The 25314-nt window shown below is 41.3% G+C and carries 26 protein-coding genes and 1 pseudogene; 17 read left to right on the top strand and 10 right to left on the bottom strand.

The window, feature by feature from the left end; genetic code table 11:
- Nucleotides 1-17: 17 nt before the first annotated feature.
- Entirely contained in the window at nt 18-1271 is a 1254-nt protein-coding gene (srmB, locus tag C2869_RS18060; RefSeq protein ID WP_108604263.1) for an ATP-dependent RNA helicase SrmB, read from the top strand.
- Nucleotides 1272-1309: 38 nt separating this feature from the next.
- On the opposite strand, the gene C2869_RS18055 is transcribed toward srmB, so the two are convergent.
- The 4 genes from C2869_RS18055 to nadK form a co-directional block, all read right to left on the bottom strand.
- Nucleotides 1310-1684 (bottom strand): response regulator, encoded by a 375-nt coding sequence (locus C2869_RS18055; protein WP_108604262.1) that lies wholly within the window; start codon nt 1682-1684, stop codon nt 1310-1312.
- A gap of 354 nt (nt 1685-2038) precedes the next feature.
- Nucleotides 2039-2815: a peroxide stress protein YaaA gene (gene yaaA / locus C2869_RS18050; protein ID WP_108604261.1), complete on the bottom strand. Its 777-nt coding sequence runs from the start codon at nt 2813-2815 to the stop codon at nt 2039-2041.
- Between the two features lie 312 nt (nt 2816-3127).
- The gene (gene recN, locus C2869_RS18045; RefSeq protein WP_108604260.1) at nt 3128-4792 is read right to left on the bottom strand and encodes a DNA repair protein RecN; all 1665 of its coding nucleotides are present in this window, start codon (nt 4790-4792) and stop codon (nt 3128-3130) included.
- Nucleotides 4793-4948: 156 nt separating this feature from the next.
- Nucleotides 4949-5815, bottom strand: a complete 867-nt coding sequence (gene nadK, locus C2869_RS18040; protein ID WP_108604259.1) for an NAD(+) kinase — start codon at nt 5813-5815, stop codon at nt 4949-4951.
- Nucleotides 5816-5940: 125 nt separating this feature from the next.
- On the opposite strand from nadK, the gene hrcA reads away from it, so the two are divergent.
- From hrcA to C2869_RS18020, 4 genes are all read left to right on the top strand, one after another.
- Nucleotides 5941-6948 (top strand): heat-inducible transcriptional repressor HrcA, encoded by a 1008-nt coding sequence (gene hrcA, locus C2869_RS18035; protein WP_108604258.1) that lies wholly within the window; start codon nt 5941-5943, stop codon nt 6946-6948.
- A gap of 80 nt (nt 6949-7028) precedes the next feature.
- Nucleotides 7029-7655 carry a nucleotide exchange factor GrpE gene (gene grpE / locus C2869_RS18030; protein WP_108604257.1) on the top strand — a complete coding sequence of 209 codons (627 nt, stop codon included), beginning with the start codon at nt 7029-7031 and terminating at the stop codon, nt 7653-7655.
- A 315-nt stretch (nt 7656-7970) separates the two neighbouring features.
- Nucleotides 7971-8618 carry a pyridoxamine 5'-phosphate oxidase gene (gene pdxH / locus C2869_RS18025; RefSeq protein WP_108604256.1) on the top strand — a complete coding sequence of 216 codons (648 nt, stop codon included), beginning with the start codon at nt 7971-7973 and terminating at the stop codon, nt 8616-8618.
- Nucleotides 8619-8786: 168 nt separating this feature from the next.
- On the top strand, nt 8787-9029 hold the full coding sequence (locus C2869_RS18020; protein WP_108604255.1) for a hypothetical protein: 243 nt from the start codon (nt 8787-8789) through the stop codon (nt 9027-9029).
- A 184-nt stretch (nt 9030-9213) separates the two neighbouring features.
- Here C2869_RS18020 and C2869_RS18015 read toward each other — a convergent pair whose 3' ends face one another.
- Nucleotides 9214-9822 (bottom strand): protein-methionine-sulfoxide reductase heme-binding subunit MsrQ, encoded by a 609-nt coding sequence (locus C2869_RS18015; RefSeq protein WP_108604254.1) that lies wholly within the window; start codon nt 9820-9822, stop codon nt 9214-9216.
- A 260-nt stretch (nt 9823-10082) separates the two neighbouring features.
- Between C2869_RS18015 and C2869_RS18010 the strand changes: the two genes are divergently transcribed.
- Nucleotides 10083-10340 (top strand): YheU family protein, encoded by a 258-nt coding sequence (locus tag C2869_RS18010; protein ID WP_108604253.1) that lies wholly within the window; start codon nt 10083-10085, stop codon nt 10338-10340.
- A gap of 23 nt (nt 10341-10363) precedes the next feature.
- Complete coding sequence (locus tag C2869_RS22515; protein WP_159084226.1) at nt 10364-13129, top strand: PKD domain-containing protein; 2766 nt, start codon at nt 10364-10366, stop codon at nt 13127-13129.
- Between the two features lie 98 nt (nt 13130-13227).
- On the opposite strand, the gene C2869_RS18000 is transcribed toward C2869_RS22515, so the two are convergent.
- The gene (locus tag C2869_RS18000) at nt 13228-14196 is read right to left on the bottom strand and encodes a TIGR00341 family protein (protein ID WP_108604252.1); all 969 of its coding nucleotides are present in this window, start codon (nt 14194-14196) and stop codon (nt 13228-13230) included.
- A 129-nt stretch (nt 14197-14325) separates the two neighbouring features.
- Entirely contained in the window at nt 14326-14778 is a 453-nt protein-coding gene (locus tag C2869_RS17995) for a DUF2721 domain-containing protein (RefSeq protein ID WP_228710701.1), read from the bottom strand.
- 92 nt (nt 14779-14870) lie between these two features.
- On the opposite strand from C2869_RS17995, the gene C2869_RS17990 reads away from it, so the two are divergent.
- From C2869_RS17990 to C2869_RS17965, 6 genes and pseudogenes are all read left to right on the top strand, one after another.
- On the top strand, nt 14871-15587 hold the full coding sequence (locus C2869_RS17990) for an SIR2 family NAD-dependent protein deacylase (protein WP_108604251.1): 717 nt from the start codon (nt 14871-14873) through the stop codon (nt 15585-15587).
- 54 nt (nt 15588-15641) lie between these two features.
- On the top strand, nt 15642-15941 hold the full coding sequence (locus tag C2869_RS17985) for a hypothetical protein (RefSeq protein ID WP_108604250.1): 300 nt from the start codon (nt 15642-15644) through the stop codon (nt 15939-15941).
- Nucleotides 15942-16221: 280 nt separating this feature from the next.
- Nucleotides 16222-16472: pseudogene (locus tag C2869_RS23170) on the top strand (type II toxin-antitoxin system RelE/ParE family toxin); the annotation flags it as partial.
- A gap of 251 nt (nt 16473-16723) precedes the next feature.
- Nucleotides 16724-18340, top strand: coding sequence for an IS1634 family transposase (locus C2869_RS17975; RefSeq protein WP_159083991.1), 1617 nt, complete (start codon nt 16724-16726; stop codon nt 18338-18340).
- A gap of 180 nt (nt 18341-18520) precedes the next feature.
- Nucleotides 18521-18700 (top strand): helix-turn-helix domain-containing protein, encoded by a 180-nt coding sequence (locus tag C2869_RS17970; protein ID WP_228710700.1) that lies wholly within the window; start codon nt 18521-18523, stop codon nt 18698-18700.
- Between the two features lie 440 nt (nt 18701-19140).
- Nucleotides 19141-20034 carry a DUF2971 domain-containing protein gene (locus tag C2869_RS17965; protein WP_108605114.1) on the top strand — a complete coding sequence of 298 codons (894 nt, stop codon included), beginning with the start codon at nt 19141-19143 and terminating at the stop codon, nt 20032-20034.
- A 365-nt stretch (nt 20035-20399) separates the two neighbouring features.
- Here the strand turns inward: C2869_RS17965 and C2869_RS17960 are convergent, their stop codons facing one another.
- From C2869_RS17960 to tolC, 3 genes are all read right to left on the bottom strand, one after another.
- Nucleotides 20400-20834: a hypothetical protein gene (locus C2869_RS17960; RefSeq protein WP_159084225.1), complete on the bottom strand. Its 435-nt coding sequence runs from the start codon at nt 20832-20834 to the stop codon at nt 20400-20402.
- 198 nt (nt 20835-21032) lie between these two features.
- Nucleotides 21033-21320, bottom strand: coding sequence for a DUF1330 domain-containing protein (locus tag C2869_RS17955; RefSeq protein ID WP_108604248.1), 288 nt, complete (start codon nt 21318-21320; stop codon nt 21033-21035).
- A gap of 35 nt (nt 21321-21355) precedes the next feature.
- Nucleotides 21356-22648: an outer membrane channel protein TolC gene (tolC, locus tag C2869_RS17950; protein ID WP_108604247.1), complete on the bottom strand. Its 1293-nt coding sequence runs from the start codon at nt 22646-22648 to the stop codon at nt 21356-21358.
- Between the two features lie 107 nt (nt 22649-22755).
- On the opposite strand from tolC, the gene nudF reads away from it, so the two are divergent.
- The 4 genes from nudF to C2869_RS17930 all read left to right on the top strand — a co-directional run bounded on the left by nudF (nt 22756) and on the right by C2869_RS17930 (nt 25263).
- Nucleotides 22756-23391 carry an ADP-ribose diphosphatase gene (gene nudF / locus C2869_RS17945; RefSeq protein WP_108604246.1) on the top strand — a complete coding sequence of 212 codons (636 nt, stop codon included), beginning with the start codon at nt 22756-22758 and terminating at the stop codon, nt 23389-23391.
- Nucleotide 23392: 1 nt separating this feature from the next.
- Entirely contained in the window at nt 23393-23845 is a 453-nt protein-coding gene (locus C2869_RS17940; protein ID WP_108604245.1) for a DUF1249 domain-containing protein, read from the top strand.
- 78 nt (nt 23846-23923) lie between these two features.
- Nucleotides 23924-24685 (top strand): metallophosphoesterase family protein, encoded by a 762-nt coding sequence (locus tag C2869_RS17935; RefSeq protein WP_108604244.1) that lies wholly within the window; start codon nt 23924-23926, stop codon nt 24683-24685.
- Complete coding sequence (locus tag C2869_RS17930) at nt 24682-25263, top strand: YqiA/YcfP family alpha/beta fold hydrolase (RefSeq protein WP_108604243.1); 582 nt, start codon at nt 24682-24684, stop codon at nt 25261-25263. Before C2869_RS17935 ends, C2869_RS17930 begins: the two co-directional genes overlap by 4 nt.
- Nucleotides 25264-25314 lie beyond the last annotated feature (51 nt).

Raw genomic sequence — 25314 nt, 5'->3', positions numbered from 1 at the left:
TTCTGTAGGAGATAAACATGACCAGTTTCGAACAATTAGAATTAGATGAATCCATCATTCAAGCAGTATCTGAAGCTGGGTATAAAGCACCAACCACAATTCAAAAAATGGTGATCCCACATGCCATGGAAGCACAGGATATACTGGGTAGTGCGCCGACAGGAACTGGAAAAACAGCCGCTTTTTTATTACCTGCATTGCAGCACTTGCTAGATTTTCCACGCAGTAAAAATGCCTTGGGTGTTAGAGTGTTAATTATGGCACCCACTCGTGAACTGGCGGTGCAAATATACGATAACGCCTTGCTGTATAGTAAATATACCGAGTTCAAATGTGGCTTAGTAACCGGTGGGATCAACTATGGTTCGCATAAAGAATTGCTGGAAACTAAGGTCGATTTATTAGTCGCGACTCCTGGCAGGTTACTGGAATATATTGAAGAAGAAAAATTTGACTGCCGTGACATTGAATGGTTAATTTTAGACGAAGCCGATCGCATGTTAGATATGGGCTTTCGTGGCACTATGCAGCGTGTGGCAGATGAGTCGATTAATCGTAAACAAACTATGCTGTTTTCTGCGACGTTAGAAGGTGGTGGGGTTATCAAGTTTGCAAATGATGTATTAAATGATCCGATTAAACTAGAAGCCAAGCCTCCGCGTAAAGAAAGTAATAAAATTCATCAATGGATCCACCTTGCCGATAGTCGTGAGCATAAGCTAGCTATTTTAACGCATTGGTTACGCGATCCTAACGTAACTAAGGCAGTTGTATTTGTTAAAACCCGTGAACGGGTAAATGAATTGGTGGGTTTACTTGGTGCAGCTCAATTGTCTTGCTGTTGGTTGCAAGGTGATATGCCGCAGGATAAACGCTTACAATCAATTGATAAGTTTAATAACAATAAAGTTAAAACCTTAGTAGCGACCGATGTGGCAGCGCGCGGGATTGATGTTGATGATATTAGCCATGTGTTCAATTTTGATATGCCACGAACCGCTGATGTTTATGTTCATCGGATTGGCCGAACAGGGCGAGCAGGGAAAAAAGGCACGGCTATTTCTTTTGTTGAAGCTCACGAAGCTGAAATCCTTGGCAAAGTAGAGCGCTATACTCAACAAAAATTAAAGCGTCGTGCTGTTGAAGGGTTGGAGCCAAAAAATAAAGAAGCTAAACCCCCAGCCAAGAAGAAAAAGCCTAAATCTAAACCAGGCGTTACACGTAATCGAGTGATTAAAGGCAAGCAAAAAAAAGCAGCTAAAAGACGCTAATACAATTAGCTCAAATAGCTGCCTTAAGGGATGAACTATTAATGCGCGGTTTTCGAGATGAGTCGATTAACCGCATTTTCTAATCTAGGTGGATCAAAAGGTTTAGTTAACCAGCCACTAGCCCCACTTTGTCGAGCCTTGTCTTTACGGTACTGACTGCTTTCTGTGGTTAACATTAAAATTGGTACGTATTGGTATGCTTCCATACGTTTAATTTTACCAACAAAACTAATGCCACCCATGTTTGGCATATTGACGTCGCTAATAATTAAATCAAAATGTTCTTTTCTTGCCGCAGCTAATCCTTGCACACCATCTTCAGCCGTAGTCACCGTATGGCCTGCTTTTTCAAGTACCACACTCACCATTTGTCGCATAACAAGTTGGTCGTCTACTGCTAAGATTTTTGCCATTACACTACTCCTACTAGGTTTGCGGGCGCATTTAATTAATTATTGTTTAAAACATGACATTACGCAAAATTGCCAAATAATTTTTGGCCGACTGAAAATAATTTGTGTTTACAATCAAGGGTAAACTAGCTTTTTATCGCATAATTTAAATTAAATCTATAATTAATAGAAGAATGGCAGAAATTGTTAGTTATTTTTGTATTAAATAAGTGGTTTTTATTAATTATCGATCTAACTATTTATATGCTTGGTTTTTGTGTTGGTGATTTTTGTAGTGGGGAGTGCAAAGATAAAGAGCAGAGGGTTAAGTTGTCGGACTACCCTTCTTTTAGGTAGCCCTTAGCATGGCCAGAGTTACTCGGCTTCTTTCCTTGTAAATACAGGCGCGTCAGGCTTTGATAGCTCGGCATTATATTGATAGCCAGCAATATCAAATTTTAATATACCCTCGATATCTGTGATTTGATTATCGATAATATAACGCACCATCATGCCACGGGCTTTTTTGGCAAAAAAGCTAATCATCTTATATTGGCCATTTTTCCAATCTTTAAATTGTGGCGTGATAATTTTTGCGTTGAGTAATTTAGGTTTTACTGACTTAAAGTATTCATTCGAAGCCAAGTTAATTAGCGTTTCACTGTTAAGTTCAGTCAAAGTTTGGTTAAGTTTATTGGTGATCTCTTCACCCCAAAATTGGTACAAGTTTGCACCACGGTCGTTTGCCAACTTAGTACCCATTTCTAAACGATAGGCTTGCATTAAATCAAGTGGTTTTAATAAACCATATAGCCCCGACAAAATGCGCAAATGCTGTTGGCAAAATTCAATTTTAGTGGCAGAAAGACTATTAGCATCTAACCCAGTATAAACATCGCCGTTAAAGGCAAATACCGCTTGCTTGGCATTGTCTTGATTAAATGGTTGTGACCATTCAGCAAACCGTGCTGCGTTTAATCCGGCTAGTTTGTCGCTAATTTTCATTAGCGAACCTATTTCTTGCGGAGCAAGTTGCTTACACACCTCAATTAGCTCTTGGCTATGCTCAAGTAATTCAGGTTGGCTGAAAACTTGGGTTGGTGCAGGGGTATCGAAATCAAGGTTTTTGGCTGGAGAAACAAGCATTAACATAGGGTGAGTGTCCAAAAAGTCGAGTTTTAATCACAATGGCCGAAACTATACCGAAAGCCGGAAAAGGATAAAACCTCAACTCGCTAGGGAATATAGTTAATCGGTTAAAGAGCGGACATAAACTGATTTGAAAAAGTTACCCGTAGGTTGCCTTGAGCGCAGCGAATCGCAACACGACCCTATTGCAGGTTTAAGCCGATCAAATAGACATTACAGAACTTGAAATAAATTTGCCGTCGGTCGTCTTGAAGCTGCAAACCACAACCCGACCATGTTACTGCGTTAACCCTATCAAATAGACATTATTAAGTCTTAACCGGCCAATAAATCTCTCGCATTGGCAATGGCGGTGTCGGTTAATTTGTCACCACCAAGTAACCTAGCCAGTTCAACCACTCGGGAATCATTATCTAAGGTAAACATTTTAGTATGGGTGCGGTCGGCTTCGTTATGTTTGCTCACTTGCATTTGGTTATGACCACAAGCGGCAACTTGCGGTAAATGAGTGACACAAACCACTTGGGTATTATCACCAATACGGCGTAGCATTTGACCAACAACAGCGGCCGTTGCACCACTTATCCCGACATCGACCTCGTCAAATATTAAGGTAGGGGTATCGACTTTTTCAGCGGTTATCACTTGAATAGCTAAACTTATGCGCGATAGTTCACCACCTGAGGCAACTTTACTAATAGGTTGCAGGCTTTGACCTAAATTAGCGCAAACTAAAAACTCGATATTGTCTGAGCCAAGTTTACTGGGCGTTGTGGTTTTATCGACTTGGATTTTAAATTCTGCCTGTGCCATATTGAGCTCTTGCATACTGGCAGTGATCAGGCTAGATAGCTTTTGTGCAGCGGCACAGCGACTCGCATGTAATTCATCCGCCGCTTGCCAATAGCGTTGTTCGGCTTTTTCGACTTCTAGCGCTAACGTTTCACCTAGTTCACCAAATGATTTTAGCTCTAGTAATTCTGCACTGAGTTTTTCATGTTCTTGATAAAGTAGTTCAGGGGCGATCCTGTGTTTACGTGATAATTCCATGGCGGTAGACATGCGATCTTCTAGCTGCATTAAGCGCTCTGGATCAGGTTCAATACCGTCTACATAGTGGCGTAATTCGTTGCTGGCTTCTTGCAGGTTGATACTGGCTTCACTGAGCATAGACACAACGCCATTAATCGCCGCGTCTGTTGACGCTAGGTTACTCAATTTGTTGGCGATACTTTGCACCAAGCCACACGCACTGTGTTCATCACTATCATAGAGCATGGTCATGGCCATTTGACTTTCATTAAGTAAATTGACCGCATTGGATAAGCGTTTATGCTCAGCTTCAATTTGTTCAAACTCACCTTCCACTAAGGCAAATTCATCGAGTTCTGCTACTTGATATTCAATAAGCTGCAATCTGTCTGCTCGTTGCTGTTCTTGCTCTTTTAATTTGGCTAACTCATTACGTTGCATGGCCCAATACTGATAGCTGTTAAGGCTGTTTTCTAATAATTGAGTATGCCCCGAAAAATCATCAAGTAAACTGAGTTGGTATTCAGGTTTAACCAGTAGTTGATGGGCATGTTGACCATGAATATTCACCAAGTGGCGAGCTAAACTTTTAAGTTGTTGGGCGGCAACTGGCGCACCATTGACATAAGCGCGCGAACGGCCTTCAGCACTCACGGTGCGGCGAATAATACATTCGTACTCGCCTTCATCCAGTAGTTCATTTTCAACCAGCCACTGTTGGGCTGCGCTGATATTTTGAATATTAAAAGTGGCGGCTATTTCTGTTTTATTTGCGCCATTGCGTACCATGCCGGCTTCGGCTCTGTCGCCTAAGCATAAACCTAAAGCATCGATAGAGATGGATTTACCGGCTCCGGTTTCTCCTGTAATGGTGGTCATGCCAGGTTGAAATTCAATATCAAGGTTCTCAACGATAGCAAAGTCTTTAACAAACAGTTGCGTTAACATTCTCAAGCGCCTTTGTGTTTAGTTATACTGGTTGAAATTACAGTTGTTTTATACTGTATAAATACTGTATGGTCAAGAGCGTAAAAAGGAAATATCGACAAGAATTAGAGGAAAGTTGGCATCTTTTAAAATTAAGGATGCCAACGTAAATACAAGTTAATAAAGTTTGCTGCCCCAGTTCAGTTTACGGCGGATAACATTGTAGTAACTGTAATCTTTAGGGTGCAGTAACGTGAGTTTCTCTTCTTGCTTTTTAATTCGGATCTCATCACCTTTTGCCAACGGCATGGCGTTATGGCCGTCACAGGTTACTGTCATTGAGTTTTGCGGCTTGGAAATAACTAGGCGAATGCAAGAGTTCGCATCTACGACAATCGGTCGGTGAGACAACGAATGCGGAAACATAGGTTGTAAACACAGTACTTCAAGGTCTGGCGTGAGTATTGGACCACCAGCCGATAATGAATAGGCGGTTGAACCTGTTGGTGTACATACTATTAAGCCGTCAGCCCGTTGGCTAAACATAAAGTTGTCATTTATATAGACTTCGAACTCAATCATCTGTGCAACTTGACCAGAATGCAAAACAGCTTCGTTGACAGCGCTACTGCTAACAAAGCCGTTGGCACTTTTACAGGTGACATCTAATAAGAAACGTTTTTCTGAGCGATAGTCGCCCATCAAAACTCGACTTAATGTGGTTTCAAATGCATCGGGATTGAGATCAGTTAAAAAACCTAGGTTACCACGATTAACACCAATAACTGGGGTTTGTGACTTAGAGAATGCGCGGGCTGCGCCCAACATATTGCCATCGCCGCCAACGACAATGACTAAATCACAAGCCTGACCTAATTCGATAAGTTGTTCCTGACGTGCTTGCTCGTCATCACACTGACGACCGGGAGCAACCTTCACTTCGATACCGCGTTGCGTCAAAAATTCACGCAAGCGCATATAGGTTTCTGAGCTGGCTTGATTTGCTTTGCCAACGAGGCCGACAGTGGAAAATTTAGAGTTCATGAATATTCACAAATGACATTGATATTGCAAGTGTACAGCAAGTGTACAGTAATTTTTTTAAATCATTGAATTTTATATTTTTAAACATATAACTCATTTGAGTAGGGTCAAAATTTACGCAATATATGAATGATCGCAACCTTCAAATTATGAAAATGTTAGTAGAGCATTATTTACGAGACGGCCAACCGGTATCGTCGAAGTATTTGGCTCATTCAGCGGCAATTGGTGCTAGTCCTGCGACAGTGCGTAATGTGATGATGAACCTTGAAAAAATGGGGTTGTTGGCGTCTCCTCATACGTCGGCAGGGCGGATCCCAACGGCTTCGGGTTTACGTTTTTTTGTTGAACAGTTACTAACAGTCTCACCCATTGAACAACATATTCAACAACAAATGCAGCAGGCGTTAGGCTGTCAAGCCTCATCAACCGAATTATGTGCGCATGCTTCAGGTTTACTGTCAGAATTAACTGCGATGACAGGGATTGTGACCGTACCCAAACTGAATAAAGTCAAAATTGATAAAATTGAATTATTTAAGTTAACCCCAACTCGACTGATTTGTGTCATCGTTATGCATGACGGTGAAGTGCAAAATAGAGTGATCGAAACTCGACAAAACGTTTCAGATACGGTTTTACAGCAAACAATTCAGGTGATGAATTTAGCTATGGTTGGCAAGTCTTTGGATGCTGGCTTACAAAAAATGCGCGAACTCATTCAGCAAACCAATAAAGACGTTGCTCAACTTTCATCCGCTGCGTTGTCATTTACCAGTCAAGATGAAAATCAAGTATTACTCACAGGGCAAAGTCGCTTATTGGATGAGAATATTAGTTCTGAGTTGCAACGACTAAGAGCGCTGTTTGAAGCGGTTTCTGATAAACATTTGGTGATGGATATCATGGAAAAATGCTCAGGTGCCGATGGTGTTAAAATTTTTATAGGTGAAGAGTCAGGTATCGATTTACTACAAGATTGCAGTGTGATCAGTGCGCCTTATCATAACAAAGGTGAAGTGGTCGGTCGCTTAGCAGTAATAGGCCCAACTAGGATGAATTACAACAAGGTGATCCCAATTGTGGATATTACGGCAAGAATGTTAAGTTCTGCCTTGAATCAAACAGATTAATCCCCACATAGAGCTAAAATACTGAGTTTAAGCTTGGTTACCCTGTATTTGCGAATTGAATTTGAGTGGAGTTTTTTTAAATGAGTGACAATCAGCAAGATATCAATAGCGAAGTTCCGGCAGAAGAACAAAAAGAGCAAACTGTTGAAAGCGCTGAAGGCCAAACAACGCCTGAAGTAGAAAATAGCGAAGACGTATTAACGGAAGAGCAGGCGAAAATTAAAGAGTTAAGTGAGCAATTAGCAGCAAGCGAGCGCAAAGTGGCTGATCAACAAGATTCAGTATTACGTGCAAAAGCGGAAGTCGACAACATGCGTCGCCGTGCGGCTCAAGATGTTGAAAAAGCCCGTAAATTTGCGTTAGAAAAATTCAGCTCAGATTTACTTGATGTTGCGGATAACCTAGAACGTGCTTTGCAAGCCGCTGATAAAGACAATGAAGTGCTTAAACCTATGATTGAAGGGGTTGAGCTAACACTGAAAAGTTTAACAGGCGCACTTGAAAAGCATGGTGTTAAGGAGGTAAACCCAGAGGGCGAACCCTTTAATCCCGAGTTTCATCAAGCGATGTCTATGGTGCCTAACCCAGATGTGGCGCCGAATACGGTCATTGCGGTAATGCAAAAAGGTTACGAGTTAAATGGGCGTTTAATTCGTCCGGCCATGGTTATGGTTTCGACAGCCGCGAGTGTAGATACGCAAGCCTAATTTTACAGTTATTGTTAAAAAGCCCAGCTATATATTGCTGGGCTTTTTTTTGGGTATTTTTTCGTTAATTGTATTTTAAAGGGTAAAATTAACCTAAACCGCAATTATCTATAGTCAAAGCGATCTGGTTTTAGGGGCAGGTTTCTAGTTCCAGACGAAACCTAAGTACTTACATCCATGTAAGCAAAGCCGTCAAGCTTCGAGACCCCATGAGCATATGCTCTATTATGTGATTGGGGCGAGTAAGCGCTGACAATGAACCATAAGACCTGAGCGAGAAGACTATATAGTGATTTTTTTAATTCGTGAACCATTATGTCTATTTTTTATGAAGTGCGTCGTGAGTATGATCTAACTCACTTAAACGAGCAGGCACTAACCGAGTCGCCCTACGGATTGTTTCAACTTTGGTACGATGAATTAGTCGCAGCTAAGGTTGTTAAAGATACCACAGCCATGATTGTCGCAACGGTTGATCAGCAACATAAACCTTATCAGCGCACAGTATTGATGAAATCGTTCGATGAACAAGGTTTTGTGTTTTACACCAACCAACATAGTCGTAAAGGCCAACACATAGCCAACAATAATCAGGTGTGTTTGATGTTTCCTTGGCTTGCTATGGAGCGGCAAATTATTGTTAATGGTGTTGCTGAAAAGGTCAGTGATGATGAAAGCGACAATTACTTTGCTTCGCGCCCTATTAGTAGTCAAGTCGCTGCCGTTGTTTCGCAACAATCACAACCTGTTGATAGCCGCGAAACGTTAGAAGCCAAATTTCATGAGTTGATGGCGTTTTATCAAGACAAGCCCGTGCCGCGTCCGCCACATTGGGGAGGGTACCGAGTCAAGCCAACGTCAATTGAGTTTTGGCAAGGTGGTGAAAATCGCATTCATGATCGGTTTATTTATGAGCTTGACCCTCAAGCACAGCGCTGGCAAATCACTCGCTTGCAGCCATAGAAAAACGTTTTTATAACTAACTGTAATAAAAATGTCATTTCTTGTGGTGAATTGTTAACGATTGTACGTTATATCTCACAGTAAATAAGGCGTTAACAACCTAGCGAAATTTCAATCTATTGACGATACTAAAACCATGTTAAAGAGCTTGGCGAGTTGGTACAAAACATGGAGTACCAGCAGTACAAATCAAGCTTAAATAAAGGTTTTTGTGCGATGGAAGATGATGCGTTAAATCCACCAAACTTAGCGAGTATCGCTCATAAATTTGAAGATGCGTTAGCGGCGACTGAACAAGATTTAGGCCAGCTACCGCAACTAAAACAGACGTTAGACGAGTTAAATACTGATTTAGATAAGTTAAAGCAAGCCGTAAAAGCGGGGCATTTAACGGGTCTTAATGTCAAGTAAGCGTAAAGCTTATTAATGTAAAGAATTTGACCTCGGAGTGGCTTAGTGTGTGGGCTGACTTAGAGTTTAAATGTGTGTTGTCTCTTTGTTGTTAGTGTTGTTGTGTTTCATTAAATGGACTTAACTTGCACCTGTTTGCCTCAGCAGATTTGTCGTCGCTGAGGCTTTTTCTTTTCTGTAACCGCTAAAATTTTCTTAAACCCTTCAGCCATTTTTTAAGCATTGGCCAACGAATGGCAAATACAAATATTACGCCAGCTAAAAAAGCTAAGGGCTCGCTGGGTGTGGCTTTTACCGCCCAATAAAAGTGAACCCAAGCCAGCACTAAACTTAAATAAACCCAGTTATGTAAGGATTGCCACTTTCTGCCCATTTTGGCGCGAATGCTATTGGGCGAGGTGACAGCTAAGGCGGTTAATATAATAAATGCGCCTAAGCCCACCCAAATATAAGGGCGCTCTAGCAACTCTTGTATAAATAAGCTGACTTGCATGTTTAACTCAAACCACCAAAAACTGAGAATATGAGCTAAGGCATAAAAGAAAACATATAACCCGATTAAGCGACGGGTTTGCATAAGCCAACTGAGTTTAAATTTTTTGGCCGCAGGAGCGATACACAGAGTGTAAATAAGTAGTTGTATTGCGCCTTCGCCTGTGAAGTGGATAACCATTTCGACAGGATCGGTAATAGACAAATCCGTTATAGCTAGATAATAAGTTTGAATAAAAGGGATTAAGGCTAAACAATGGATTAAGAATTTTGTCAGTAATATCTTGTGGTTATCTTTCATGCTGTATTTTTTGTCATTCTATAGTCTTCTCGCTCAGGCCTTATGGTTCATTGTCAGCGCTTACTCACCCCAATCACATAGTAGAGCATATGCTCATGGGGTCTCGAAGCTTGACGGCTTCCCCTAAAACCTGATCGCTTTGACTATATCTATAGTGCTTTAAGCGTATTATCGAATGTAGTGGAAGAAACTATAATAACTGACTGCTTGTTGATTTAGTACCATAGGCGAAATTAGCTTGCAATTATTCCACTATTTATATGTTTATCGATCCTAAACTTATTGATCGCGATACCCTAATTAACATGGCGAAAGAATGGTTAAGTCGCCGCCATGATTTTGATTCTTCTTACACTAACCAAACCGAACAAGCCGAGCAGGTTGTTCAGGCATTATTTAACAAAGAGCTAGTTATCACATTTTCTAACGATGATGAGATGGATCAAGAGGCGCGACTCGATATTCGCCCATGTGGTGATTTTAATCTTACTCCTCGGCAAATTAACTTTTCTGTTTAACCGTTTGTGATCTAGGGGGTGTTGTGAGTTGTAGCGGCTTTGTTTTTGGTTTGTGGCGTTACTGGTTTTTAGCTGGCGCTTTTTTGCTGTTAGCTTGTGGTGGTTCAGGTGAAGATAGTACCCCTGAGCTTAATCGAGCTCCAGTTGCGGTTGCGGGTAGTTCACAAACGCTTGATTTAGGTCAGGCCGTTACACTTAATGCCAGCTCGAGTTATGACAGCGACGGTACTATTAGCACTTACACTTGGTTAGTTACGCCACCGCCGTCGAGTCAACTTGCCACTACACGCTTTACGCAAATGCTTAGTCAATTTACACCTGATGTTGCTGGTATTTATCAAGTGAGTTTAACAGTAAGTGATGGCTTACTAACAAGTGATGTTGATAGTTTAAACATTGAGGTATTAAGCCCTAATCAAAAGCCGGTGGCTAATTTGGGACTTGACCAGACTGTGCGAGTCGGTGAGCTTGTGACACTGTCAGCCGAGTCTGGTTCTAATACACAGGTTAGCTATTTATGGTCGTTAACCGTGCCACAGGGTAGTCAAGCGAGGTTATCGAGTAGCAAGGAAATCAGTTGCGTTTTTACACCTGACGTTAGCGGTATTTATCAACTTAAGCTAACAGTGATTGACAGTAATGGACAACAAGCTGTCGATACTCTGCTGGTAACGGCCATTGCCAGTTCGGTAAACCAAGCGCCGACAGCGGTTGTGGGTTTAGATCGCGTTACTAATACGTTAGTTACATTAGGGCAAACCGTGCAGTTGGATGCGGGAAAAAGTTCAGATCCTGAAGGCGATAAACTCACTTACCTTTGGCAATTAACCTCACCGAGTGGCAGCCAAGCTGTGTTATCTAACGATTCACAAGTAACAACTACGTTTTTGCCAGATGTTGTTGGAGACTATGACATTAGTTTAAGCGTGAGCGATGGTGTTAATACTAGCTCTGTTGATTCGCTGCGTATTTCGGTTACCCCAGCTACCGTAAATAATAAACCGATAGCCGATGTGGGCGAAGATCGAAATGTGTTAACAGGGCATGTCGTGCAACTTGATGGTAGTCAAAGTGTCGATTTGGATCAGCAGCCTTTGAGTTACTCTTGGCTTTTGAGCGCCCCAAATGGCAGCTCAGCCGAGTTATCTGATGCGAATATAGTTAATCCGCAGTTTACGCCAGATGTGGATGGTGATTATACAATAAGCTTAATGGTGAGCGACGGTATCGACAACAGCGCCACGGCTCAAGCCATTATCAATGCTCGCAATATTTTGCCAACGGCAGTGATCACTAGCGTAAGCCAAGTTACCGTGGGGGATGTTGTCCTTGTCGACGGTGCTGCAAGTTATGATCGCAATAACGACTCATTATCTTATTCTTGGCGTTTGACGCCACCGAATAATAGCCAAGCCGTGCTTAGTCAAACGCAGAGTGTTACTAGTCAGTTCACCACTGATATAGTGGGAGACTACCAAGTGTGGTTGCAAGTCAATGATGGCAAAGCGAATAGCCCAACCACACGTATTAAGGTAACCGCGGTTGCCGTGGTGATCAATCAGCCACCCGTTGCTAACGCGGGAAGCAATCAAACCGTTAATACAGGAGCAACAGTATTACTGGATGGTAGTGCAAGTTTTGATCCGGAAAATGACACCTTAATTTATCACTGGCAAATTATTGAACGGCCTGAGTTTAGCCAAGTCGAATTACGTTCGAGTACCAGCGAGACATCGCAGTTTAATCCTGACATGGCGGGTACGTATCAAATTAGCCTAGCCGTTAGTGACGGTGAATTGGTGAGCGATGCGGCCGTTGTTTCAGTGGTGGCTAGTAATGGGGCTGTCGATATTACCAATATGACCTTTGTTAACCGCAGTGTGAGCTGTGTTGATTATTTGGGTAGCTTTTCTTCAAATGTTAAAGATGAGCAACGTAATCTTGACTTCGCTGGACACGTAACGATGACAGAAAACGCAGATTCTTGTGTGATCGAGTCAAACGCCATTCCCAATCATAATTTTAATGACAACTCAGCCACCTTTGCCAACGGCGTGAGTGAAGTGAATATTCTTTATCGTATTCCACAACAACCCCAAGTGGCACCTAGCGCGACTCAACTCAGTTTAGGCACAACCAATGCTATTTTACTGAATGGGGTAGAAGTTGATATGTTGGCGGCTGCTTGTTACAACCAAGGTCCAGAGCCATTAGGGCAGGAAAAGGTCGGTTGTCACGATAATAGTCATCCTTGGCGATATGACCCTATGGCGGCTAGTAATCAATTTGGTACAGATAGGCACAACGCCCATCCGCAGCCAAGCGGTTTATATCATTATCATGGTAATCCTGTCGCACTGTTTGAACAAGATTGCGCTTTGGCAACTCATCCGTCGGCGGTGATAGGTTTTGCAGCAGATGGCTATCCTGTTTTTGGTTCTTGTATCAAAGATGCAAATAGTGGTGAAATTCGTACCGTTACTGCCAGTTATGCTTTAAAAAACAATGGTGGTCAACGGCAAACTCAGGGCAATTATTTAACCCCAACGGCTGGCAATGGTACAGTGGTGAGTGACAACTATGACGGGCAATTTAGAGGTGATTGGCAATATGTCGCTGGTAGTGGTGATCTGGATGAATGTAATGGTATGACAGTCGATGGCCAATATGGATATTACGTAACTAATACTTTTCCATGGATGATGAATTGCTTTAAAGGTTATGTTGATCCTTCATTTACATTAGGGGCGCAATCAAGCGCTTTTCAAGCGAAAATGCATCGTCATTGACAATAATAGGGAGCAAGCGGTGTTGCTCCCTATTGTTTTAAGCCTTAATACCTAGCCGTTTTGGGGGGTATCATCAAGGCGGAGCCATCAAAGCTAGCTTATTTAAAGTAAATAATGACTGACAAGGCTAATAAGGTGACCAACCAGCCAATTAAATAACGGCGCATAGCTTGTTTGGCTTTTTCTTTTTCGAGCCAAGTTCGCGGGCGAACCCCTTTAAAATGAAACACGGCTTTACTAGCTACGTTTACACTGACTATATTGATAGCCAATAATAATAGTGCGCCACCTGCGAGTTTAAGATCGCCATTACCTAGCATGATCCCAGCAGTCACTGTGGGTGGTAATAGAGCAACGGCCACCATCACTCCCACCAAAACACCAGATAACCCCGTCGTTAACGATAAAGTGGCAGCCGCGCCAGATGCTAAAGCGAGGGCAACAGAATCTAAACTGGCATCAGTGCGTGACAACAACTCATGGCTATAGATACTCGACGGCCAACAAATAGCAATTAAAATAGACATAACAAAAGCCAAGCTAATACCTAACACTAAGGTTTTGACCGACTTTTGCATGAGTTCAAGATCACCCAAAGCTGTACCCAAACTGAGTGCTAAATTAGGCCCTAGCAGTGGGGCTATTACCATAGCACCAATAACAACGGCGACATTGTTTTCCAATAAACCAATGGCTGCCACCACAGTGGATAGAAAAACCAGTAAGAAAAAATTGGCATCACATTGTGCACCTTTTTCTATCTCCTGATACATAGATTCACGGGCAATAGATTGTGAGCGATTTTTGGTTTTGACAACCCCGTTTGACTTGGGCAGATAAGCCTCTATTGGCATAACAAATATTTTGGCTGAAGGCTGAGCACCTAATACATGCTGCAATAAATCTAGGGTGTTTTGTAAACTGGCATCGTCAACTAATAAGCGCATTTGCTGCGAACCATCTTCATTAACTTGGCTTTGCCGAAAGTCTTTGGCTTTGACTTTTTCAGAGATGGATTTAACGGTGTCGAGACTCTTTTGATCTGCGATCACTTCCACGTATTTCATTATCTTTCCTTGCTTGGCTGTGATAGGTAGATTGGCCAATAATTAATGCTTATCATGCATGACGACATCCCTATATGTCTATAGTCTTCTTAATCAGATAGGAATACCTTTATTTTAAGTCTAGGTTCGTTACTCATTAAGTTGGCCGAGATTTTCCAACTGTTTATTTAAGGCATAACCACTGATATACACTTCAACAAAGCAAATGAGTAGAGAAATCAGTAAAGTCAGTAAACTTAATACAAAGAAAACATAGCCGGCTTGAATTTGGCCGCCTAAATTGCATAACATGGCCAGTGTACAAGCGATAAATGCAACGACTCCCCACATTTGTTTGTGGCGGATAAGTTTTATTCTAAGCCTGAGGTGTTTGATTTGTGAACACATGGTGTCATCTGCGGTTGCTTTATATTGGCTATACAAAGATCGCGTTAGATTGGCTATTACGATAAAGCGGTTGGTATAGGCCAGTAACAGCAATGAAATTGCAGGGAAGAGTAAAACCGGTGTGGTAACGCCAATATCAAGCATAGTTAACTCCATGACATTTATCTCCATGACAATACATGTGATCCTTTGCATTCACTTTCCCAAGGATTGTCAAAAACTGCAATAGGTTTGTACATACTTGATATTTATGTTTGCTATTGAGCTGATTTCTATTGGAAAATGCGATGAATACTTTATACATCACAGGCGCTGGAGTGAGTGCCGAAAGTGGTATACCGACCTTTCGCGGTGAAGACGGTTATTGGACTATTGGTAGCCGGAATTACACTCCGCAACAAATGGCAACTCGGGCCATGTATCAACAAAATCCTGCTGAGTTCTTAGCTTGGTACTACCAAAGATTTGTGACCTACCGCCATCACGGACCAAATAGTGTTCATTATTGGTTATCGGACAAGTCATTGATCACACAAAATATAGATGGTTTAGATGGCAAGGCAGGCAATCCGGATTATGTGTCTATTCATGGCCGCATAGACCAAATAACCTTGTTTCACGTACAAGGCGAACCTGTTGAGCGTATCACTGCGCCTTGGCATGAAGTTGACGAAAGCCACTTGACTCAATCACTACTGGATTGTTTTAAAATATCCAGCAAAGGACCAGAGCTAAACGTATCGTATAAACCTTACGTATTGTTGTTTGACGAATATTATACCGAACTGTACCAAATCAGTCGGGCGCAACAAATGATGTTGGATGCAGAAAAAATCGTTTTTATGGGAACTTCATTTAGTGTCAATATTACCCAAATGGCATTAGAGATCGCCCGTGAGCGAGAATTGCCGATTGAAGTGGTAGATCCGTCACCTTGCCATGTACTGCATAAACATGTGATTTACCACAAAATGACAGCCAGTGAGTATATTCAGCAAAATTAAGAGAATTTGATGGCCAAAGCAAAATCGAAAAAACTAAATTAAAAAAAAACCAAAGTGAAACGTAAGTTAACCGCGCAGCAAAAGCGAGAAAAAGCCGAACGTAAAAAGCAATTTGAAACGATTTTTATTAATGGTAAGCAAGTTAAGGTAAAGCGTCAGCCGACGATAGACGGCCTACCAGTTGATGAATGGCTAGCAGAGAATGCCGATCCTATATTTCTGCATCAAAACGAAATGTGGGATGTTCTTGACCAAAGAATGCAAGACGAAGCGGCAAATGATTTAGCTACTAAACAAAAGCGAATGAAAGAAAGAGAGATGGCAATTGACGACGATTTTGAAATCCCTTTTTAGCTTTTTGTTCTCTACCATTATGAGTACAAAGCAATCATAAACGGATTTGAAAAAGTTACCCGTAGGTTGCCCTGAGCGCAGCGAATCGCAACACGACCCTATTGCAGGCTTAAACCTATCAAATAGACATTACGATATTTGAAATAATTGACAAAGTTCACCTCCATGTTAACCTCTTGCAGATGAAAAATATAAACTTTTACCGAACAGAAGATGGAAAATGCCCTGTTGAGGAGTTCTTGGATTCTTTAAACGGTAAACAAGCCCAAAAAAAGTTGTTTGGGTGCTCCAATTAGTTGAAGAATTGGATATTGTACCTACAACTTATTTAAAAAAGCTTGTTAATACTGATGGTATTTGGGAAATCAGAGTTCAGGTAAGCGGGGATATTTTTAGGCTTCTTGGTTTTTTGAAGGTGATAATTTAGTGATTTTAAACCATGGTTTTCAAAAGAAAACCCAAAAAACACCAGCTAAAGAAATCAAAATAGCAGAAAGTCGTAAGAGAGATTATTTGCGGAGGAAATCATAATGAGTGATCTTCAAAAATATTTAGTTAAGCGGAAAAGCAATGATTCTGAATTCGCTGAAAACTTAGATGAAGCCCATCTTCCGTACTTTAATCTCAAATGTTGAAAATTTAGCAAGTCACTTTATTGTGCGAAATAGATCACAAGCATTGAAGTAAAAGATCACCCTTATTCACGCTACAGATCACACAGTATTTCAAACAGCTTCGCTAAGATAACAATATCCTTGTCATTATATTTATCAGATCCATTAATGCCCCAAATCAAACAAGTCTCTATTCAATCTATGGATCACCTTGGTTTAGTCGCTGCGTTATTGAAAAAGTACAAAATTGCACAGCGAATTGACCTGATGCTGCCGATTAAATTGGATAAACGAACCAAGTCTACGTATGGGCAGCGGATCTGCGCGCTAATCCTGAATGGTCTTGGGTTCACCAATGCGACTTTGTATATGACCCCAGACTTTTTTAAAGACAAACCGATAGAGGCATTGATAGCGCCAGGGCTTTGTGCCGATGATATGAATGAGGATGCGCTGGGTCGATGTCTTGATAAACTGAATCAACACGGGACGACACGTTTATTTAGTCAGTTAGCTTTTGAAATTATTCAAGAGCATGGCTTATTAAGCACCAGCCATCATTTAGATAGCACCAGCTTAGCCTTATTCGGTGAATACAATGGTGATTGGAAGCATGCCCCAATACCTAAACAAGGGTATTCCAAAGACCATCGCCCCGACTTGAAACAAGTGGTTGTTAATCTCATTACCAACGGCCCAGCAGGACTTCCGATTTATTATGAAAGTTATGACGGTAATGCAGCAGACAAAACGATATTTCATGACAGCATTGCTTATATGCGTAACTTCATTGAAGAACTCAATAATAGCGAAGACATGTTATGGGTAGCTGATTCAGCGCTGTACAACACGAATAAGCTTCAAAATGCCAACGTGAATTGGCTGACACGCGTGCCAGCCACCTTAAACATAGTTAAGCAAAATAGTGCGAAAAGCGATGATGCTTTTGAATGGTGCGAATTAGATAACGGTTATCGTTACGCCAAAATTAACGATGAAGACAAAGACAGCCCGAATGAAAACTGGGTGCTATACAGCTCTGAGCAAGGTAAAGCTCGCCAACTGAAAACATTGGAAAAGAAAATCGATAACGCACATCAAGCATTAACTCGCGCATTGAAAAAAGTATCAGGGACATTGTATGCGTGTGAGCATGACGCGAGACAGGCACTTAAAAATACCGCTAAAAAAGCGAAGTATCACCAAGTTGTTGAACGCGAAATAGAGGCTCAATGGGGATACGAAAAACGAGGAAGACCGAAGCCAGAAGATAAAAAACTCAAAGGTTACCGGGTCATAGCAGACATTGTAGAAAACGCAGAAGCCATAGCCCAAGCGAAGCACCCACTTGGTCGATTCGTCTTAGCCACAAATAAAACGAGTTTAACACCCGCGCAAATGCTTAAGGAATACAAGCAACAATCTCAAGTTGAAAATGGTTTCAGGTTCATGAAAGACAAATCCTTTCAAAGCAATCGCATTTACCTGCAAAACCCACAACGGATAGACGCATTACTGATGGTCATGAGTTTATCGTTGCTGGTTTACAACTTAGGTCAATACGAATTGAGAGCGAGATTAACAAAAGAAGACGAAACCTTGCCCAATCAGTTAGGGCACCCCACGCAATCGCCTACATTACGCTGGGTCTTTCAAATGCTGCGAGGGATAAGTTATGTTGATTTAGGAACACAAGGCATTGGGGTCGCGAATATCAGTGAAAGAGAAGAGAAAATCATTCGCTTATTTGGCAAAGAAGCTTTAGATATATATCAACTGAGCTAGCCATCACTTGAAGAAAAATACACTGCTATGCGGTGGCATTTGTCGTGCGCGTAAAACAGGATAAGCTTATCGAACAAACAGATCTACTTAAAAATTTAGGGCCGCAACCACACAAAATATCCTGTATCTATAATTAAGTGCGGAAGATCGGATGAAGGATATCAGGCGTTTAAATTTGGCGTGTTGCTTAGAGAAGCACGCAAGAGTGCTGGCCTTACACAGTTGGATCTTGCCGATAAACTGCATACTCAAAAAAGTGCAATTTCACGAATTGAAAATCATTCTGGAGACGTAAAACTATCAACTTTAGAGAAGTTTGCGTCAGCTTTAGGAAAAAAGTTAGAAATAAGACTGGTCTAACAGCCAGTTAACAAGAGAGTGGGGCGTGATTCGCAACAGCTTGGTCATTTGGCGGTGCTATCGCGTGTTCACTACAATGTAATGTCCCTTTGTAGGTTCGAATTCATTCGAATAACACCGAAATATCCGATTACGCGGATTTAACCACCGCCAGCGAAGGTTAGATGACAATGGCGTACAGGCTCGCAAGAATACAAGATTTCTAACAACTAAAAGACCATATTAGAAACGTGAAGCGAGTATAGACAGGGTCGGTGATTTAGGACTAAACTTAAATTGTTTGTTACAAAAACGACTTCCTTCAAAATGCAATTTCCTTTAGCATTAATGATATCAAATAAACGGATTAGGCGTGGCCATCAGCTTAGTCCAATAGGGTATTTATACGTCACAAATAGCATGCCGTATAAATGCTAAAGGTTAACATTCAAGGACAGACTGTGTCTCTGTATAAATATTTGACAACCGAAAATGCGCTTAGAGTTTTAGACGGAACGGTCAGGTTTACTCAGCCAGGGGCATTTAACGATCCTTTTGAGATGGTACCTGAACTACATGTACCAGAAGATTTCGAACCTAAAGATATATCTATCAGCTTTGATCCCATTGCACCAAGAAGGCAGCCGAGTGTTGGTGAATTAGCCGTTGACTTTGAGTCTGACCATTGTAATGACGTAAATTCTAGAAAAATTTTAAGCGAGTTGAATCAATCCTTTGGCATTTTGTGTTTATCTAAAAATGAGTCGTCTCTATTAATGTGGTCTCACTATGCTGGTGAGTACTCCGGAGCCGTTATAGAGTTTGATGAAAAGCATGAATTCTTCATGGGTCTAATTGATATAGATTATCGAGAGAATAGACCTAAGAAGGACATCAGTTCTTACCTAAGTGGTGAGCCACCAATTCCGATAGCCGAACTTTGTGTAAAACCCAAGGACTGGGAATATGAAAAAGAATGTAGAATCGTTAGAAATCTATCTGATTGTAAGGAAGTTGGTGAATATAATGGTTTTCCCGTTTATGTATTGGACGTTCCCTCAGCTGCGATAAAGTCCATTACCCTTGGCGAAAGGATGCCTGTAGAATCGCAAAGAGAAATATGGCATAAAATCAAAAATACGAATATCTCATTAAGTCTTGCCGCCATTGCAAACCGGGGATATGAGTTTAGAAAGGAACCGATTAAATCTAATCAACCTATTTCTAAAAAGAGTCCTTTTATTAGCCCAAGAACAGCCCATATATTTACCGAGCTTCAAAATGAGTTGGGTGAAGCAGCTCGCTGGAATATTAAAGAGCATGAGTTGAGCGATATTTTTAATAGCCCTCTGTAAAAGTGTTAATAATCGCATACAGTCGGAAAGTTTACTTGCTGGTGCTCTAAACCAGCCGAAAATGCAGGCATTAATATCCAATTTAACTCAAATATGATGGTGCAGGTAAATGCACGCCCACAATAAAAGATTGCTTTAAGCACACAACGTTCATAAAAAGATTTAGACCCTGTTACAGGTATAAACCTATTAAATAGACATTACGATGTTTGAGCATTAGGTAAGACATATATGGTGCAGCTCACTTCGTGCGAGGCACTCTACAAAAACCAATGCCCGCAGCAACACGATCATATCGCAGGCTTAACCTATCAAATAGACTTTACCTGCAACAGAAACCGCTTTCTAAGCCCAAGTTTAGATATTTACTTGGTTGATTCCTCAACCGCTTTTTTGCTTTTTTCAAATAAGTTTGACGCACCGTCGAGTAGGTCATTGCCAACGTCTTTGGCTTTTTTGCTGGCGTCATCAATAACGGGTTTGGAGTTTTCTTTTAAGTCGCTCCAAGCTTCTTTTGATTTCTCTTTGCTTTTTTCCCAAGCTTGTTTGGATTTTTCTTTTCCGGCTTCAAGTAATTCGCCGCCTTCGTCTTTGATGTTTTTATAAACTTCTTTTGACTTTTCGCTGATTTGTGCGCGCTCATCTTTGGTTGCTTCGTCAGCTGAGTTAAAGGTTTCAGAAAAGAAAGCTTTGGTTTTATCCCACCAAGATGCTTCTTGCTCTGCCGCATGCGCATTCGATAAAACAGTCAAGCTCAAACTGGCGGCAATTAAAGTGGTTTTTAGGGTTAATTTTTTCATGTTGGCTGCTCCGTGTTTATCTGTATACCAGTATACCCACTCAAGAGTAAATTTATAGCAATCTTTGCTACTTTCTAACACAGTTTCACATTGGGCTTGCAAGCCCAATCTTGAATAAACTCAGTCAATAAAAAAGCCAGCAAGTGCTGGCTAAAATGATAGGTAACAGGTGATATGAGTGTAGCGCTCTAGGTTAAACTAGCAGCCTTCAATAATTACAATATCCAGTTGTGCTCCGCCTAACCTCAGCGCGCGGGCTTGCTGATAATCGTCTGATTGCCAACACTCTAGCGCCGCTTGGTATGAAGGAAATTCAATTAAGCTGTTACGGCTGCGCGTGCTGCCTTCAACCACTTCATGTGTGCCAGCACGAGCTAAAAAGTTGCCACCGAATTTAGCCAAAGCCGCTGGCGTTTTAGCGATATATTGTTTAAATTTTTCCATGTCAGTAACATCCGCTCTGACGATCCAATAGCCTTTACTCATTGTCAGTATTGCTTCCTTTTAATTGCTCAGATTGATTAGCTGTTGTGACTTAAACCTCGATTTAAATCGATAACGTCGGCTTTTTCTAACGTGCCAGCGGCTTGTTTCAGAGCTAACATGGCTAAAATATAGTTATAGCGAGCGTTAGATAAGTTACGCTTGGCATCAAACACGTTACGGGTGCTATTTAATACATCGACTATGGTACGCGTACCGACTTCAAAACCAGCTTCGGTTGCTTTTAACGCACTTTCTGCAGACACAACTGTTTGTTGCAAGGCTTTAATGCGCGAGATTGATGCTTTTACATTATTAAACGAGTTTCGAACATCACGTTGGGTGGTGCGATAGCTTAATTCTAAGCGTTGTGATGCCGCAACATAAGCATGGCGGGCTTTACGAACACTAGCAGACGTTTTTCCTCCCGAATATAAAGGTACCGAAACTCTAACACCCCAACTAGCACCTGTGTATTCCTCTGTTGCTGCGCCAAATTCGTTCTCGGTTTTTCCATAGTCGGCATTAAAGCTTGCTGATGGTAGGTGGCCAGCGTTAGCAATATCTATATTTTTCTGTGCTATATCTTTGGCTATTTTTTGCGCTAGTAGGTTTTTGCTCGCTTGTTCTGCGCGTTTAATCCAACCGGCTGACGTTGCAGGATTTGGAGAAGACGTACTAAATTGCTCGGTGTTTAATGAGGCAATGTCTAGTGTATAAACACCTGTAATTGCCCGCAAATTTTCTGCGGCAAATTCAACATTATTTTCTGCCGATATTTCCTGAGCAATTGCATTATCAAATTGCGCTTGTGCTTCATGAACATCAGTGATGGCAGTTAAGCCAACGGCAAAGCGTTGTTTGGTTTGTTCTAGCTGACGCTCAATCGCTTGTTTTTCTGCTTTAATAAATTCTAAATCATCTTTGGCTTTTAGAATATTTAGGTAAGCCTCAACCGTGCGAATAATCAAGCCTTGTTCTTCAGCTTGATAAACAAGTTCAGCTTGCTTTATGGATTTTTCGGTTTGCGATAAGCTCAACCAAGAATCATGTTTATAGATCTCTTGTTGAAGTGAAACTAATGCGGACGTTGATTTAACGTCACGACGCTTATCGTCCCCATAACTTATGGTGGCGTCAATTGTCGGTAATAAGGTTCCGCGAGATATATCGAGATCTTGAACAGTGGATTGATAATTAGCCTTGGCTTCTTGAATTAACGGGTCATTCTCCACGGCTTGATTGTATATATCAATTAAGCTGGCGGCATTCATTTGTGTTGACATGCCAGTTAGGGCAATCGCGATGGCGGATAACAAGGCCTTTTTCATTTTTATCTGTCCTGATGCGGTAATGTTGGCCGATTTTAGCTAAATCAGTTCGGCTTAATAGCGAAATAGGGTAAATTAACAAGCAAAGAGTTTAAACGGAAAGTTTTATGTCTGAAAAGGATAAAATAGTGGCCCCATTGACATTTGGCCATGACGATTTGGTTATTGAAGATAAAACCACAAACTACAACGGATTTTTTAACGTTAATACGCTGACCTTTCGTCATAAATTATTTGCGGGTGGTTGGTCAGGTTCAGTTAAACGCGAATTGTTTGAACGTGGTAATGCGGTCATTGTGTTGCCGTATGACATAGAGCGTGATCAAATTGTTATGTTAGAACAAATTCGCATTGGCTGTATTGCCAACAGTGATAAACCTTGGATGCTCGAACTGGTGGGTGGAATGGTAGAGCCTGGTGAGCAAAATGAAGAGGTAGCCCATCGCGAAACGGAAGAAGAAGCAGGCCTAAAATTGCGCAATTTAATGCCCATGGTGAATTATTTATCTAGCGCTGGTGGTACGTCAGAGCGCTTGTACTTATACGCGGGGCAGGTGGATTCAAGCAAGGCGGGTGACATTTGCGGTTTAGATTATGAAGATGAAGACATAAAGGTACATGTTGTTTCTCGTCAACAAGCGCTACAATATATGAACGATGGTGTTATTGAGAACGCCGCCACAATTATTGCATTGCAATGGTTAGAGTTGAATTTAGATAAATTGAAAAACGCTTGGAGATAATTTGCAGGCTTTTAGTAACCGCTACGTCCCTGACTTAGTCCAATTGGGTAATTTGCACGAACAAAATTACTTTATGTTGGACAAACTGGTGAGCAACTGGCAACGGTTGCATCATGTTGTGCGGTTTGAAACAAATCAACAGCAGTTGTACCAAATCAAAATTATTGAGTGTTCAAAGTACACTAATGTTATTGAAATGCGTCAGCTATCAGCCAGCTTACCAGCAATATTGCAACCGCAATTAGAGGTGAGGGTATACCACGACGCGCGTTTAGCCGAAGTGGTTAAAAACAAAAATATGGGGCGTATTCAGCAAAGCTATGAATATCCTAATAAGCGCATGATGCAAAAAGATGAGAAAACCCAAAACAATCTTTTTCTGTTTGATTGGCTTAAATTTAGTTTGCAGTTTGGTTTAGCTGAACCAAGCTCGGTTGAATATCCCACCCAATAAAAACGCAATTGGGTTGGTTTCTATACTCTCTGTAACTTATATTCTTGTGACCGAAACCAATCTACCTGAGTCAATACTATGTTAAACCCTGCTGTTGTGTGTTTTGCTCAATTATCTGACTGCCATTTATATCATGATAAAAGTCGTTGTCATGAATTGGCTAATCCTTACGACAATTTAGCCAGAGCCTTAGCTGATGTGGCACAAAAGCAATCAGAGCTTGATTTTGTGCTGCTAACGGGGGATTTAGCCCAAACTGAAGACGCCGCTACTTATCAATTATTAGCGGATTTAGTGCGTTCTTTTCATTGGCAACTGCCGATTTATTGGCTGCCCGGTAATCATGATGATAAAAAGTTGGCGGCGGATTATTTATGTGATGAGCCTTTTGTTAATTTTAATTCACCTCACGGTCAATTATTAACTTATGCTAATTGGCAAATTTTATTGTTAGATTCGACCAAACAAGGCTGTACCGAAGGGTTGTTAAGCGCTGAATATTTGGCAAGCTTACCCGATATAACCCAGCCTCATGTGTTGTTGGCACTTCATCATCATGTTAAACCATTTAATAGCTTTATTGATAAGTACATTACTGAATATGATGAGGCTTTTAATCAGTGGGTTACTAAACCTCAGGTTAAAGGTTTAATTCATGGCCATGTGCATAGCGCGGTCGGTTATCTGTTTTTGGGCAAACCGGTTTATGCTTGTCCCGCGACGAGTGTGGAGTTTATCCATCAGGTTAGTGAGTTTGCGACAGGTAATACAACAGGGGGGTACAATATTATTCGCTTGCAAGATAATGGTGATATACAAAGAGAAACAATTTGGTTATGACAAAAAATATTCTCTACCTCCACGGCTTTTTGAGCTCGCCTAAGTCGGTTAAAGCGCAGTTAACCAAAGAGCATATCGAGATACATCACCCAGAGCTGGATATTTTAATTCCACAATTGCCCAATCATCCGGAGCAAACGGCCGATGTATTACAGCAGTTGTTAGAGCATTATGGTTCGAGTTTAATTGGTGTGGTTGGCAGTTCGTTAGGCGGTTATTTGGCTACTTGGGTAAGCCAACAACTGGCTATACCAGGTGTATTAATTAACCCTGCGGCATACCCTTATGTGCTATTACAAGATTATTTAGGTTGGCACAAGCATCCTTACACAGGTGATGAATTTGAAGTAACGCCTAATTTTAATGAGCACTTGAAGTATTTTGATGTGCCTACACCCAGTCAATTACCATTATGGCTGTTGCTGCAAACAGAAGATGAAACGCTAAATTACCGCGAAGCCGTTGATAAATACCAAGGTTGTCAAATGACAATCGAGGAAGGAGGCGACCATGCTTTTCAAGGTTACGAACGATTTTTGCCGCAGATCGTTGAATTTTTTCAAGCAAGACTTGATTAACACCGTAAATTAACGTTTTATTAGCCACCACAAGGTCAATCTTATAAAAGA

The sequence above is a fragment of the Saccharobesus litoralis genome (assembly GCF_003063625.1).
In the GTDB taxonomy this organism is placed as follows: domain Bacteria; phylum Pseudomonadota; class Gammaproteobacteria; order Enterobacterales; family Alteromonadaceae; genus Saccharobesus; species Saccharobesus litoralis.
Note: the sequence above shows the minus strand (reverse complement) of the source record. Positions and strands in the feature narration are given on the sequence as shown.